Annotated in this window: 12 protein-coding genes and 1 pseudogene; 7 read left to right on the forward strand and 6 right to left on the reverse strand. The window is 74.2% G+C overall.

Annotation, left to right across the window (positions count from 1 at the left end; all coding sequences use genetic code 11):
• Nucleotides 1-61: 61 nt before the first annotated feature.
• The 5 genes and pseudogenes from rhaS (at nt 62) to AB0E88_RS14750 (ending at nt 5,488) form a co-directional block, all read left to right on the forward strand.
• Nucleotides 62-1,144, forward strand: a complete 1,083-nt coding sequence (gene rhaS, locus AB0E88_RS14730) for a rhamnose ABC transporter substrate-binding protein (RefSeq protein WP_361629539.1) — start codon at nt 62-64, stop codon at nt 1,142-1,144.
• A gap of 158 nt (nt 1,145-1,302) precedes the next feature.
• Nucleotides 1,303-2,325 (forward strand): LacI family DNA-binding transcriptional regulator, encoded by a 1,023-nt coding sequence (locus tag AB0E88_RS14735; protein WP_361629542.1) that lies wholly within the window; start codon nt 1,303-1,305, stop codon nt 2,323-2,325.
• A gap of 114 nt (nt 2,326-2,439) precedes the next feature.
• Complete coding sequence (locus AB0E88_RS14740; RefSeq protein ID WP_361629545.1) at nt 2,440-3,741, forward strand: alpha/beta fold hydrolase; 1,302 nt, start codon at nt 2,440-2,442, stop codon at nt 3,739-3,741.
• Nucleotides 3,742-3,809: 68 nt separating this feature from the next.
• Nucleotides 3,810-4,550 (forward strand): annotated as a pseudogene (locus AB0E88_RS14745) (PIG-L deacetylase family protein).
• 35 nt (nt 4,551-4,585) lie between these two features.
• Nucleotides 4,586-5,488, forward strand: a complete 903-nt coding sequence (locus tag AB0E88_RS14750) for a sigma-70 family RNA polymerase sigma factor (RefSeq protein ID WP_361629548.1) — start codon at nt 4,586-4,588, stop codon at nt 5,486-5,488.
• A 6-nt stretch (nt 5,489-5,494) separates the two neighbouring features.
• Here the strand turns inward: AB0E88_RS14750 and AB0E88_RS14755 are convergent, their stop codons facing one another.
• Complete coding sequence (locus AB0E88_RS14755) at nt 5,495-7,030, reverse strand: cytochrome P450 (protein WP_361629551.1); 1,536 nt, start codon at nt 7,028-7,030, stop codon at nt 5,495-5,497.
• A 108-nt stretch (nt 7,031-7,138) separates the two neighbouring features.
• Between AB0E88_RS14755 and AB0E88_RS14760 the strand changes: the two genes are divergently transcribed.
• On the forward strand, nt 7,139-7,747 hold the full coding sequence (locus AB0E88_RS14760; RefSeq protein ID WP_361629554.1) for a TetR/AcrR family transcriptional regulator: 609 nt from the start codon (nt 7,139-7,141) through the stop codon (nt 7,745-7,747).
• 96 nt (nt 7,748-7,843) lie between these two features.
• A complete protein-coding gene (locus tag AB0E88_RS14765) occupies nt 7,844-8,569 on the forward strand; it encodes a DUF2470 domain-containing protein (RefSeq protein WP_361629557.1) in 726 nt (241 codons plus the stop codon).
• On the opposite strand, the gene AB0E88_RS14770 is transcribed toward AB0E88_RS14765, so the two are convergent.
• The 5 genes from AB0E88_RS14770 to AB0E88_RS14790 all read right to left on the reverse strand — a co-directional run bounded on the left by AB0E88_RS14770 (nt 8,537) and on the right by AB0E88_RS14790 (nt 14,271).
• Nucleotides 8,537-9,748: a lactonase family protein gene (locus tag AB0E88_RS14770; RefSeq protein ID WP_361629560.1), complete on the reverse strand. Its 1,212-nt coding sequence runs from the start codon at nt 9,746-9,748 to the stop codon at nt 8,537-8,539. The genes AB0E88_RS14765 and AB0E88_RS14770 overlap by 33 nt on opposite strands.
• A 375-nt stretch (nt 9,749-10,123) precedes the next feature.
• Nucleotides 10,124-11,176 (reverse strand): hypothetical protein, encoded by a 1,053-nt coding sequence (locus AB0E88_RS14775; protein ID WP_361629563.1) that lies wholly within the window; start codon nt 11,174-11,176, stop codon nt 10,124-10,126.
• Nucleotides 11,177-11,226: 50 nt separating this feature from the next.
• Nucleotides 11,227-12,546: an FUSC family protein gene (locus tag AB0E88_RS14780; RefSeq protein ID WP_361629566.1), complete on the reverse strand. Its 1,320-nt coding sequence runs from the start codon at nt 12,544-12,546 to the stop codon at nt 11,227-11,229.
• Nucleotides 12,547-12,777: 231 nt separating this feature from the next.
• Nucleotides 12,778-13,272, reverse strand: a complete 495-nt coding sequence (locus AB0E88_RS14785; RefSeq protein WP_361629569.1) for an FBP domain-containing protein — start codon at nt 13,270-13,272, stop codon at nt 12,778-12,780.
• Between the two features lie 357 nt (nt 13,273-13,629).
• Nucleotides 13,630-14,271 carry a PAS domain S-box protein gene (locus tag AB0E88_RS14790; protein ID WP_361629572.1) on the reverse strand — a complete coding sequence of 214 codons (642 nt, stop codon included), beginning with the start codon at nt 14,269-14,271 and terminating at the stop codon, nt 13,630-13,632.
• Between the last annotated feature and the right edge of the window lie 117 nt (nt 14,272-14,388).

Consider the following 14,388-nt stretch of genomic DNA (forward strand, 5'->3'; position numbering starts at 1 on the left):
CCCGCGCCCCTGAAGAAGCGCGTTCAGCTCGCTCCCCCCTCGTCGCTAAGGACCCGTTGCCATGCGCAAGCAATCCCTCCGCCGCACCTGTGTCGCCCTCGCCACTGTCACCGCACTCTCCCTCGCCGCCACCGCCTGCGGTGGTACCACCAAGAACGATGTGCAGAAAGAGGGTTCCGGGGCCGGCGCCGTCGCCGGCAAGGCCGACCCCAACGCCGCCACCAAGAAGGGGCTGACCGTCGGCTTCCTGCCCAAGCAGGTCAACAACCCCTACTTCACCAGCGCCGACAAGGGCGGCGAGAAGGCGCTCACCGAGCTGGGCAGCACCTACAAGGAGGTCGGCCCGTCCAGCGCCACGGACACCGCGGGGCAGGTCTCCTACGTCAACACGCTCACCCAGCAGCAGGTGAACGCCATGGCCGTGTCGGCTCAGGACCCCGGTGCCCTGTGCACCGCGCTGAAGCAGGCCATGCGCAACGGCGTCAAGGTCGTCACCTACGACTCCGACACCAAGACCGGCTGCCGCAACGCCTTCGTCTCGCAGGCCTCCGCCGAGGACCTCGGCCGCACCGAGGTGCAGCTCCTCGCCCGGCAGATCGGCTACAAGGGCGAGATCGCGATCCTGTCCGCCGCGCAGACCGCGACGAACCAGAACACGTGGATCGGCTACATGAAGGACGAGCTGAAGGACCCCAAGTACAAGGACGTCAAGCTCGTCAAGATCGCCTACGGCAACGACGACCCGCAGCAGTCGTTCCAGCAGACCCAGGGCCTGCTCCAGGAGCACCCGCACCTGAAGGGGATCATCTCCCCGACCACCGTCGGCATCAAGGCGGCCGCCCAGTACCTGTCCGGCTCCAAGTACAAGGGCAAGGTCGAGCTGACCGGCCTCGCCACCCCCAACGACATGCGCAAGTACGTCAAGAACGGCACGGTCGACGCGTTCGAGCTGTGGGACCCGGCCAGGCTCGGCGACCTCGCCGCACGTACCGCTGTCGCCCTGTCGTCCGGCCAGATCACCGGCAAGGAGGGCGAGACGTTCAAGGCCGGCTCCACGACGTACACCATCGGCCGGGACGGCGTGATCAGCCTCGGCAAGCCGACCGTGTTCGACGCCGAGAACATCGACCGGTTCGACTTCTGATCCACGCGGCAGGCCGGGATCCGGGAGGGGCTCTGCTTCGCGTCGCTCGACGGGTCCCGTCCCGGCGGGGCGAGGACAGCTCACCGAGGTCTTCCACCTCGCGTGACGTAGTGTGAAGCTCTCCCCGCCGCTCCAGAACCCCAGGAGGTCCCTGCCCGATGGCCCAGTCGGTGGGTATCAAGGACGTCGCCCGCGTCGCAGGAGTCTCCGTCGGCACGGTGTCGAACGTGATCAACCGGCCGGACACGGTCGCCCAGGAGACCCGGGCGCGGGTACTGTCCGCGATCGAGCGGCTCGGCTACGTCCGCAGCGAGTCCGCACGCCAGCTGCGCGCGGGCCGCAGCCGGATCATGGGGCTGCTGGTGCTGGACATGGGCAACCCGTTCTTCGTGGACGTCGCGCGCGGCGCCGAGCGGGCCGCACGCGAGGCGGGGCTCGGCGTGATGGTCTGCAACAGCGCGCAGAGCGCCGGTGAGGAGGCCGAGTACCTGTCCCTCTTCGCCGAACAACGGGTGCGGGGCGTGCTGCTCACCCCCACCGACGCCTCCGGCCGCAACATCGGCGCCTTCCGCCGGCACGGCATCCCGTTCGTCCTGGTCGACCGGGTCGCCGAGGGCGCCGCCGAGTGCTCGGTGTCCGTCGACGACGTCGCCGGCGGTGCCCTGGCGGTGCGGCACCTGGTGGACGCCGGGCACCGCTCGATCGCGTACGTCAGCGGCCCGCCCGGGCTGAACCAGGTCCGCGACCGCCGCACGGGCGCCCTGAACGCCCTTGCCGAGGCGGGACTCGGCCCCGGAGCGCTGCGCGAGATCCCCACCGAGCGCCTCGACGTCGCCGCCGGCCGCGACGCCGGCGCCCGCCTCCTCGGCCTCGCCGAGCGGCCCACGGCCGTGTTCTGCGCCAACGATCTGCTCGCCCTCGGCGTACTCCAGGCCATGTACGCGGCCGGGGTGGGCGTCCCCGACGACCTCGCGATCGTCGGCTACGACGACATCGAGTTCGCCGCCGCCGCGGCTGTCCCGCTCACCTCGGTGCGCCAGCCCGCCGTCACCATCGGCGCGCTCGCCGCCGAGCTGCTGCTGGAGGAGACCGAGGAGCGCGGCGAGCAGCCGCACGAGCACCGCCGTGTGGTGCTCCAGCCGGAGCTGGTGGTACGCCGCTCCAGCCTGCCGGGGCGCTGACCCATCGGTCAGCGACGGGTGACCGGCTGTTCAGTTGCCCCGGCGGCGCGCGGTGGTCCGGCGTGTGCTGGACTGGGATCCGTCCGCACCCACCGCCCGCACCGGGGAGACGCGTTGACCGACCGCTACCGCCAGCCCGGCGTCCACCTCACCGACCGCCGCTTCACCGTGCCGCTCGACCACGCCGACCCCTCGGGGGAGACCATCGAGCTGTACGCCCGAGAGGTGGTCGCGAGCGACAAGGCCCGCCAGGACCTGCCGTGGCTGGTCTACCTCCAGGGCGGCCCCGGCTTCGGCGCCCAGCGCTTCACCGGCCGCACCGGCTGGCTGGACCGCGCGCTGCGCGAGTTCCGGGTGCTGCTGCTGGACCAGCGCGGCACCCGCGCCTCCACCCCCGCCAACCGCCAGACCCTGCCGCTGCGCGGCGGCCCGGCCGCACAGGCCGACTACCTCACGCACTTCCGCGCCGACTCCATCGTCCGGGACTGCGAGGCCATCCGGCCCCAGGTCACCGGCGGCGCGCCCTGGACGGTCCTCGGGCAGAGCTTCGGCGGGTTTTGCACCGTCCACTACCTCTCCACCGCCCCCGAGGGCCTGGCCACCGCGCTGATCACCGGCGGGCTGCCCTCCCTCGACGCCCACGCCGACGACGTCTACCGGGCCGCCTACCCGCGCATCGAACGCAAGGTCGCCGCGCACTACGCCCGCTACCCGCAGGACGTCGAGCGGGCCCGCCGTATCGCCGAGCACCTGCTCGCCCACGAGGTGGTCCTGCCCGGCGGGTACCGACTCACCGTCGAGGCCTTCCAGTCCCTCGGCATCCTGCTGGGCACCGGCGACGGCAGCCACCGCCTGCACTACCTGCTGGAGGACGCGTTCGTCCCCACCCCGGGCGGCCGGCAGCTCTCGGACGCCTTCCAGGAAGAGGTGCGCTCCCTGCTGTCGCACGGCCCGCACCCGCTGTACGCCCTCGTGCACGAGTCGATCTACGGCCAGGACGCCCGGCCCACCGCCTGGGCCGCCGAGCGGGTCCGCGCGGAGTTCCCGCAGTTCGACGCGGCCAAGGCGCTCGCGGGCGACGGACCGCTGCTGTTCACCGGCGAGACCGTCCACCCCTGGGTGTTCGACTGCGACCCGGCGCTGCGCCCGCTGAAGGAGACCGCCGACCTGCTCGCCGCCCGCACCGACTGGACGCCCCTGTACGACCGTGAGCGGCTGGCCGGCAACGAGGTGCCGGTCGCCGCGGCCGTCTACCACGACGACATGTACGTCGACGCGGACCACTCCCTCGCCACCGCCCGCGCGATCCGCGGTCTGCGCACTTGGGTGACCGACGAGTTCGAGCACGACGGGGTGCGCGTGGGCGGCCCCCGGGTCCTGGACCGGTTGCTCGCCCTGGCCCGCGACGAGGTGTGAGGCACCGCCCCGCCCGCAAGATCCACAAAGGGCGGGCCGCTGTCACCGGCAGGGATTAGTCTGCGCCCATGACCGAGCCGACGACAGCGCTGCAACCCCTGCCCGAGGACTGGCGGCGGGCCCTGGCCGTGGTGGCCCATCCGGACGACCTCGAGTACGGCTGCTCGGCGGCCGTCGCCGCCTGGACCGACGCCGGCCGTGAGGTCGCGTACGTCCTCGCGAGCCGGGGCGAGGCCGGCATCGACACGCTGGAGCCCGCCGTGTGCGGCCCGCTGCGCGAACGGGAGCAGCGGGCGAGCGCGGCGGTCGTCGGCGTGACGAGCGTGGAGTTCCTCGACCACCGCGACGGGACGATCGAGTACGGCCCCGCGCTGCGCCGGGACATCGCCGCCGCGATCCGCCGCCACCGGCCCGAGCTGGTGATCACCCTCAACCACCGGGACACCTGGGGCGGCACCGCCTGGAACACCCCCGACCACGTGGCGGTCGGCCGGGCCACCCTCGACGCCGCCGCCGACGCGGGCAACCGCTGGATCTTCCCCGAGCTGACCTAGCAGGGACTCGAACCCTGGGACGGCGTGCGCTGGGTCGCGGTCGCCGGCTCGGCCTCGCCCACCCACGCGGCGGACGCCACGCCGGGCCTGGAGCGCGCGGTGCGCTCGCTGCTGGAACACCGCACCTACATCGAGGCGTTGACCGACGAGGACCCGCAGACGTACGCCCGCGGCTTCCTCATGGCGAACGCCGAGGCGGCGGCGGAGCGCTTCGGCGGACGTCCGGCCGTGGCCTTCGAACTGTTCAGCAGATGACGCGGCAGCCGACGACACCCGGGGGAGAGGCAGGCATGGACACCAGCCAGGCACTGGCCGACCGCTTCGAGGAACACCGAGGGCATCTGCGGGCCGTGGCCTACCGCATGCTCGGCTCGCAGGCCGAGGCGGAGGACGCGGTGCAGGAGACCTGGCTCAAGCTCAGCCGCACCGACACCGGCGCCATCGGGAACCTCGGCGGCTGGCTGACCACCGTGACCGGCCGGGTCTGCCTCGACCTGCTGCGCTCGCGCAGCGCACGCCGCGAGGAGTCGATCGACGACCGGTTCGACACCTTCGTCCCGGACCCCGAACTGCGGCCGCTCGCCCGGCTCGACCCGGAGCGGGAGATTCTGCACGCCGACTCGGTCGGCCTCGCCCTCCTCGTCGTCCTGGAGAACCTCGAGCCGGACGAGCGGCTGGCCTTCGTGCTGCACGACATGTTCGCCGTGCCCTTCGACGACATCGCGCCGATCGTGGACCGCACCCCGGCCGCCACCCGGCAGCTCGCCAGCCGCGCCCGGCGCCGGGTGCGCGGCGCCGAGCCGGTCGCCGAGCCGGACCTCGGCCGGCAGAAGCAGGTCCTGGAGGCCTTCCTCGCCGCCTCGCGTGCCGGCGACTTCGAGGCGCTGGTCGGCGTGCTCCACCCGGAGGTCGTCCTGCGCGTGGACGCCGGGGCGCTGGTGCGGGGCGCGGGCTCCTCCAAGGTGCTCCAGGGCGCGAAGTCGGTGGCCGAGCAGGCGCTGCTGTTCTCCCGGTTCGCGCCGTCGGCACGGATGGTCCTGGTCAACGGCGCGCTCGGGTTCGTCAACATGCCGGAACAGGGGCCTGCGTCGGTCATGGGCCTCACCGTCGCCGACGGACGGATCACCGGCATGTACATCCTCTCCGACCCCGAGCGGCTGGAGCGGCTGGGCATCGAGGCGTTCGCCGGCTGACCCGGCTCAGCTCCCGGCCCCGTGCGCGGGACAGCGCGGCGCGTGCGGTTCGTCCGCCCGCTCGTCGCTCTCCGCGCGCGCGGACGGGCCCCCGGCGGGTGCCTGGCGCTCGAGCCGCAGCCGCAGCCCCTCCGGCATCAGGGTGAGCCGTTCGGCCACCCGCAGCCGGTAACCGGGGTCGGGCAGGAAGGAGTAGCGGCGCAGCAGCAGGCCGAGGACCAGGGTCGCCTCGTGCAGCGCGAACTGGCGGCCTATGCAGGCGCGCGCCCCGGTGCCGAAGGGCTTGAAGACATGCCCGGGCCGGGCCCGTACGGCCGCGGCGTCGAAGCGGTCCGGGTCGAACCGCTCGGCGTCCGCGCCCCACACCGCGGGGTCGCGGTGCAGCATCGGTGTCAGCACCAGCGCCCAGGCACCGCGCCGCATGGGGTGGTCCCCGGCGAGCACCGTGTCCTCGCGCGCCTCGCGGGCGAAGGCGGGCGCCGTCGGCCACAGCCGCAGCGACTCGTCCAGCACCCGGCGCACGTACCGCAACTTGGCGACCTGCTCGTAGGCCGGCACCTCCGCTGCGCCCCACACCCGCTCGACCTCGGCGCGGGCGAGGGCGGCGACCTCGGGGTGACGGGCGAGGTAGTACAGGGCGAAGGAGAGCGCCCCGGAGGTGGTCTCGTGCCCGGCGACCAGGAAGGTGATGACCTGCCGCCGCACGTTCAGCGCGGACAGCCGCTCCCCGGTCCGCGGATGAGCGGTCTCCAGCATCCGGTCGAGCAGGTCGCCGTCGCCGCCGCCCGCGGCGCGCCGGGCGCGCACCACCTCGTCGACGGTCCGGTTCAGATACGCCATGTCGGCGGCGTTGCGCCGGGTCGCGCCCCGCAGCAGGAGCGGGGCCATGGGCGCGGGCACGGTGTTGAGCCGCTGGGCGTGGCTGAGGGTGCCGACCATGGCGGTCACGAAAGGGTGCAGCCGGGGCCGCTCGAAGGAGCCGAAGTCGTGGCCGAAGCCGGTGCGGGAGATGGTCTCCAGGGTCAGCTTGGTCATGTCGCCGGGCACGTCGACGCCGTGACCCGCCGCGGCGGCCCGGTCCCAGTGCTCGGTCAGGCGCGCGGCGACGTCCAGCATCATCGGGTGGTAGGCCGCCATGGCTTCCCGGCTGAAGCCCGGCGCCAGCACGTCGTGGGCAAGCTGCCAGTTGGGCTCGTCGTTGTACGCCGTGAACAGCGCGTCCCCGACGACCGGGCGCAGATTGGCGATGCCAAGCCCGACGTGCTTGGCGAAGCGCGACTCGTCGGAGAGGTCCGCGACGAGGCCGCCGCCCCACACGAGCACGAACTCCTTGCCGAAGGCCCGGCGCCGGAAGATCGGGCCGAGCCGGCGGCCGAGCCGCACCGAGTCCTGCACGGGAGTGGCCCGGTTCGCGCCGAGGACGTCACCGAGCAGAGGCAGCCGGTGCGGCGGGTGCGGAATGCGGTGCAGCTCGGGCCAGCCCAGCTCGGCGCTGCGGAACCCCCTGGTCTGACGGCCGTGGTCCGCCCTGGCGTCGGCCATGCGCGATCTCCCTTGATCCTGCGGCATGTTGAGCAGTGTTGTACGCCGGTTCAATAGCGAGTTTCAGTCTCGTCCCGTTGTTGAATCCGCGTCAAGTAAAGTGCGGGCATGGCCGCGAACCAGGGGCAGCGCACCCGCCGTCGGCTCAGCACCGCCGAGCGCCGTGAGCAGCTGCTCACGGTCGGCGCCCGGCTGTTCTCGGAGAGCCCGTACGACGACGTGTGGATCGAGCAGGTCGCGGAGATCGCCGGCGTCTCACGCGGCCTGCTGTACCACTACTTCCCGACGAAACGGGAGTTCTTCGCCGCGGTCGTGGAGCGGGAGAGCGAGCGCATGCTGCGCATGACGGCCGCCGTGCCCGGCGTGCCGGTGCGCGAGCAGCTCACCGTCGTCCTCGACGCCTACCTGGAGCACGTGCGGGCGCACGCCCACGGCTACCGCGCCTTCCATCGTGCCGACGCGGCCGGTGACCAGACCGTGCGGCGCGTCTACCGGCGGGCATTGGCGGCGCAGGAACGGCAGATCCTCGCCGCGCTGGCGGGCGACCCCGAGTTCGGCCCGCTCTTCGGACAGCGTCCCGACGTCCGCCTCGCCGTACGGGGCTGGCTGGCGTTCACGACGGCGGTCTGTCTGGAGTGGCTGCGCGGCTCGGACCTGAGCCGGGAGCAGGTACGTGACCTGTGCGCGCGGGCGCTGCTCGGAGTTCTCGCGAGCTGAGCGCCGTCGGTGCGGGGGCTTGGTTGGCGCACACCCCGATCTCCGATAAGTTAGGTGAGGCTTACCTAAGAAGGTTTGGTGTGGAGGAGGTTCGGCATGGGTGACAGCCAGAGGTGGGCCGCCGCGCCCGGAACGGCCGAGCGGGCACGGTCCGTGCTCGCCGCCGCCTGGTCGTGCGCGGTGACCGCCGAGGGCGGCCGCGAGGAGTTCGTGGGCGCGCACGCCATGAGCGACGACGGGCGCGTCCTGCTGCGCCTGCCCGACGACAGCGCGCTGCTCACCGCCGCGATCTGCGCACCGCGCGGTGAACCCTCCGCCGTCCTGGAGTTCGCCGACGTCGCGCCCGTACCCGTCCGCCACCGCATCCGTGCCCGGCTGTGGCTCGCCGGCTGGTTCACCCCCGAGGACGACCAGCTCGCCTTCCACCCCACCCGGATCGTCCTGCGCCGCCCCTCCGGCGCCGCCGTCGTCGCCGTGGACGACTTCACCGCCGCCGCGCCCGACCCGCTGACCGGCGCCGAGGCACAGCTGCTCACCCACCTCGCCGACGCCCACCCCGACGCCGTCGAACGCCTCACCCGTCTGGTCGACCCCGGCAGCCTGCACGGCGCCGTCCGGGTCCGCCCGCTCGCCGTCGACCGGCACGGACTGACGCTGCGCATCGAACGCGCCCGCACCCACGGCGACGTACGCCTGCCCTTCCACGCACCCGCCGACGACGTCCCCCAGCTCACCGAGCGCATGCACCACCTGCTCGCCCGGGCGAGCGGCTCCGGCTGCCCGCGCGCCCTACAGCGGCAGCGCGCAGACGGCGACCGGTGACGGGAACGGCCGGCCGGCCGGGCGCAGGTCACCGGTGCGGCCGTCCACATGGAAGACGCTGACGCCGCCCGACTTCTGGTTCGCCGCGAACAGCAGCCGGCCGTCGGGGGAGAGGGCGATCTGCCGCGGGAAGTCACCCCCGGCGTCGGTCGTGCCCAGCAGTCTCAGCCGGGCTCCGGCGGCCTCCACCGCGTACCGCGCCACACTGTTGTGCCCCCGGTTGGCGAGGAAGGCGAACCGGCCGTCCGCGGTGACGGCGAACTGCGCCGGGTAGTTGGTGCCGGACTCCGCACCCGAGGACTGCGGCGCTCCGATACCGAGCCGGCCGCTGCCCGGGTCGTAGTCGCACACCATCACCGTGTTGCCGACCTCGCCGGCCAGGTAGGCGTGGCGGCCGCCGGGATGGAAGGCCAGATGGCGCGGGCCGGTGCCGGGACGGGCGGAGGCCCGGGCGACCTCGGTGAGCCGTCCGGTGCGCGCATCGAGGCGGTAGCTGTACACGGTGTCCGTGCCCAGGTCGACGGCGAGGACGTGCCCGCCGTCGGGGCTCGTGACGACCTGGTGCGCGTGCGGTCCCCGCTGCCCCGGGCCGGGCGCCGGACGGGTGTGGGTGACCAGGTCCGCCCGCTCGCCCAGGGCGCCCGAGGCGTCGATCGGATGCACCGCCACGCTCCCGGAGCCGTAGTTGGCGCTCAGCAGCCACCGCCCGCTCGGATGCACCGACAGATGGCACGGCGCCGCACCGCCGGTGCTCCGGCTGCCCAGCACCGTGCGGTCGGCACGCCGGATCGCGGTCACCGCGCCGTCCTCCCGCTCGTCGACCGCGTACAGCGTCCGGCCGTCCGGATGCACCGCCAGGTACGACGGGTCCGGCACGCCCGTCAGCGTGCCCTGCCCCGTGATCCGGCCCGTGCCGGGGTCGTACACGGCCAGGCCGATGCCCGTGCCGCCGCCCGGCGCGGAGGTGTAGGTGCCGAGGTAGAGCGGGCGCGGCCCGGACGCCGTCCGGTCGGCCCGCCGGGACGGCCCGGCCGCCGTCCGCGAGGGGGTGGACCCGCCGGACGAGTGGCCCGCGCCGCACGCGGCGAGCGCCACGGAGGCGGCGGCGCCGCCGAGCGCACCCACGGCGCCGCGCCGGCTCCAGCCGGTCCCGCGCGCCCCTTGCCCGTCCCTGCCCATGCCCGCACCCCAAGGTGTCGTCCGCCTCACCGGTCGTGACGGCCACCCTCGCAAGCCGGACCCGACGCGTGCAACATCTGGTGCGGGGCGCGCGCCACGGCCGCCGGGCGCCCCCTGTTGCGATCCGCCCGGCCCCGGCGCCTGCTGCGATCCGCCCGGCCCTGGGTCCGCGGCGATGCCTGTGGCCGCGGGCCCGGGCTGGGGTGATGCCTGTGGCGGCGGGCCCGGGCTGGGGTGATGCCCGTGGGGGCGGGCCCGGGCTGGGGTGATGCCCGTGGGGGCGGGCCCGGGCTGGGGTGATGCCCGTGGGGCAGGCCCGGGCCGGGACGACTCCTGTGGCCGCGGGCACCGGCCTGGCGATGCCCGTCGCCGCGGCTACCAGTCGCCGTCCGTCACCGGCTTGCCCGGGGCGTCCTTCAGCGGGTGGATCTGGTGCGGGGCCGGGGCCTGCCACGGGTCGTGGTCGTCGCCCAGCCAGTCGCCGACCGGCTTGACCGACTGCAGCGGGTCCGCGGGGGCCAGATCGTCGGCGTCGGCGTCGTAGTAGTCGTACCAGGGCAGGCCCGCCCGGGTGTACGCCGCCCGGTCGACGGGCGAGGGCGGCGGGGCCTCGCCCGTGATGCGGCGCCACTCCGGCGGGGTCACCAGGTGCACGAAGACCCGCCCGGCGGGCTCGGCCGCCCAGTCGGACAGCGGGCGGTCGTCGCGGTAGACCTCCTGACGCAGGGAACCGCCCACGCCGAGCCCCATCGCCGCCGCGGCGCGCGGAGCGGCCCCCGGGGCGGCGGGCGCCGCACCCGGCGCGGGCGCCATGGCGGGCAGGGCGCCGCCCGGCGGGGGGCCGCCGTAGCCCCCGGTCATGGTCCGCGCCATCGCCTCCGCGAGACGCCGCTGCTCCTCCCGCCACCGTGCGAGCGCCGGCTCACCGAGCGGGAACGACTGCACCTGCACGCCGCCCCACACCTCCTCGCCGGTGACCTGCCCCTCGACGGTCGCGCCGAGGCCGAGCGGCACCGCGACGAACTGCCGCACGGTGCCCCGGCCGGAGTTGATGCCGTCCAGCCAGGGCTGCCGGGGCAGGACGACGTAGTTCTGCGGGTCGCGCGAGAGCCGCCCGGTCCACGCCTTGCCGGAGACCGCGCACACCTTGCCCGCCCCGATCTGGAGGGCGGCGGGCTCGCTGCTGCCCGCGAACGACAGCCACATCGCCTCGCGCAGATACACCGGCAGCATCACGCCCCCGCGCGCCCGCCACGCCTCGGGCACGGTGTCCGGGTAGTCGGCGACCCGGCGCACCGGGAACTCGCCGAGCCCCGGCGGCAGCGCATGGGTGCCCGACTCGGGCAGCCGCAGCGTGCGGATGAACCGCACCGCCACACCCCCCGGCAGCCGCAGGGTGTTCCCGTCGATCCGCACGCCACCGTTCATCCGCACGCTCCCTCAGTGGTGCCTTTTCGGACACCGCGCACGCGGTGCCGTCACGGAGAACGCCGGATCCCCGCCCCGCGGTTCCACCGCAGCCGCTCCGGAATCCGGGCCCGCAGCCGCCGGCCGCCCCGCCGCAGCCGGCGCGGCAGCCCGAGGCGCTCCCGCAGCCACACCACCCAGGGGAGCCGTTCACGCTGCTCACGGGTGTGCCGGTCCAGCTCCTCCAGCAGCCGGCGCGAGCGGTGCTCGGTGTCCAGCTCGTCGAGCATCCGGTTGACCTCGGTCAGCACGGCGCCGCTCAGCTGCCAGTGCCGGGGCTCGTGCTGGACCTCCTTGAGCAGCAGCTCGGCCACCTTGTCCCGGGTCGCCGCGGCCTGCCGCAGCTGGATGGTCAGCCGCTCCTCGGCCGACTCGGCGCTGACGCTGGTGTGCGTGGTGACCAGCACCGCGAAACTGACCACCGCGTCGGCGATCTGCGACAGCAGCTCCTCGATGGCCGCCCCCACGTCCTGGGGGAACAGCGGCTCCGGATCGCGCTCCTTGGCCAGGTCGGTCAGCGTGCGCGCGAGCACCCGCAGCACGACCGTGCAGATCTCCAGGGTGTCCAGGCCGGTGCGCAGCACCACCCGGTGCAGCAGTCCCTCGCGCACCCGCGGGTTGAACCGCAGACTGTCCTCGGCCTGCCGCAGCGCGGCGTCCACCTCGGCGATGGCGTGGTCCAGCCGGCGCGCCTCGTGCAGCCGGGCCGCCGCCAGCTCGTAGGACGGGCGGCCGGCGGCCTGCTCGCCGACGCGCAGCATCATCTGCCGCACCCGCCGCGCCAGGTCGTCGATGGACTCGCCCGCCTCGTCCACCCACACGGGCGGGGCGAGCAGCAGGTTGAACCCCATGCCGACGACGGCGCCGATCAGTGTCTCCAGGACGCGCGCCCACGCGGTCGCGCCGTGCGTGGTCACGCCGAGGATCAGCATGGCGCTGATCGCGACCTCCTGGACGTACTCCTCGACGCGCACCAGATGGCCGACGGCCAGCGCGGCCACGATCACCAGCGCCAGACTCCACCAGGTCAGGCCCACCAGCAGGCTGAACGCGATCGCCACCAGCACGCCCGCCACCACCGCGTTCACCCGGCGGATGCCGTTGGTGAGCGTCGCGTACAGGGTCACCTGGACGACCAGCAGCGCGGTCAGCGGTGCGGTCAGCGGAGCCGGCTCGGGACTCAGCCGGACCGCGACGACGTAGGCGACCGTCGCCGCGGCCGCCGATCGCAGTGCCTGTACGACCGCGGGGTCCCGCCGCCACTGCCACAGCCGCCCGAGCCACTGCCTCAGTCGCTCGAGGGTGGGCGTCCACTCACGTACATCTCGCATCCCTTGGCCTGTTCCCGTTCCCCTCCGACCTCGAACGCCTCATGGCCGAAACCGAACGCCTACGGCCCACCGTGACAGCCGGGCTGCACCTCCCCGGCGGTGTTCGCGGGCCGCACGCGCCCCAGAGGGCAGCGGTGTGCGGCCCGCGTCACCGCGTTTGGCGGCGGCGGCCCGAGCTTCCACGTGATCTCCGGGATCCGAGGCGACCTGCGGGAACCCGTGACCGGCCGGTCAGGCGCGGATCTTGTCCAGGAAAGCGAACAGGTTCGCCGTCGTCCGGGCGATCTGCTCCTCCTCGGTCAGACTCTCCTCGAACCGGGTGCCGTTCTCCGGCACTTTCTTGCCACGGACGTAGAGGGAGCAGGCGAGGTCGGTGCACATGTACAGCCCCACCGAGTTTCCCTGCCGCCCCGCCGCGCCCGTCTTGCGCGCGGTCATCAGCGACACGCCACCGCGCGGATGGGACGTCAGGCACAGGGCGCACAGGCTGCGCTGCATCAGGGCCCGCCGGGCGGGTGTGAAGCGCAGCGCGACGCCGACCGGCTCGCCGTCCCGCTCGGTGACCAGATGGGCGCGGTCCGGCGCGCCCGGATCACGCCAGCCGAGGAAGTCGAGATCGTCCCAGGGCCGCTCGTCGAGATCCCGGGGCACCGCGAGACGCTTCGCCTCGCCCTTCGAGCAGTTGATGAACGAGTTGCGGATGTCCCGCTCGGTGAGTGATCTCATGACTGCTTCCTGGTATCCGATCCTAGGGGCCCTAGGTTTTCACCTAGGTTAGGCAGGGGTGAGGAGCGGACGCCAACGGATTTTCCGAGAACACCATCCTGCGGGCGCGAAGGGCGCGAAGGGCGCGAAGGGTGCTGCGGTGCGGCGCGGCCTTCGGTGTCGTCCCGTCGGCGGCGGGCGCGGCCTCGTTTGCGACCGTGCGGCGGGTGGGTTGCCGGCGCTGGTGCCGGCGTGCACGCCCCGCCGGGGTGCCCGGCCCCGGACGGGGCGGCCGCCGGTGGGACCCGCGGCTGCTCGGCCACGGGACGCGCCCAGCGTCAGGGGCGGGCGGGGCCACGCTCCGGCCGCGGGTACCGCCTATCCGGCCGACGGTGAAGCCGGTGCCGGCGGCCAGACTCCGGCCGCCAGCACCCCGGAGGCGTAGGCGCGGGCCACCAGTTCCGTGCGGTTCGCCGCACCCCAGCGGGCCGACAGCCGCCGCAGGTGATAGGTCACGCCGTCCGTCGTCAGGCCCGTCTCCCGCGCGGCACGGGCCGTGGTGGCGCCCTCCGCCAGCAGCGCGAGGATGCGGGCCTCCGCCGGGGTGACCCGAGCGGCCGGCCGGTCGCGCTGCGGGCGTTCGCCGAGCACCCGCAGCATCACCAGCAGCGTGGGCGTGTCGTCGGCGGTGTCACTCACGGGGTCGGCCGTCAGCTCCCCGAGCCGCTCGGTCCCGTCGGGCGCCGGCCAGCGCACGGAGACCTGGTAGCGGGAGCGGTGACGCAGCCGCAGCGCCTGCGCGATCCGCTCGACCTGCGCCTCCTCCAGTGGCCGGAACAGCTCCAGCACCTGGCGGCCGCGCAGCCGCCCCGGCGTCGTACCGCACTCCGCGGCCATCGCCGGGTTGGCCAGCAGCAGCCCGCCGTACACGTCGCACACCGCGACCGGCACCGCCACCCGGTCGAAGAGCGCCAGCGCGCGGTTGCGCCACACCACGGCCTCCTGCCGACCCCAGTCCACCAGCACCTCCAGCCACTCGGCGCAAGGGCGACCCCCATCCGCGCACTACACAATCATGTAGCCGGCGCGCACGGGCGGACGGGGCCCGTCGACCAGGCTGGAGCGCAGCACGTCCTT

Origin of the sequence: Streptomyces sp. NPDC028635 (genome assembly GCF_040637635.1) — a bacterium.
Lineage (GTDB): Bacteria > Actinomycetota > Actinomycetes > Streptomycetales > Streptomycetaceae > Streptomyces.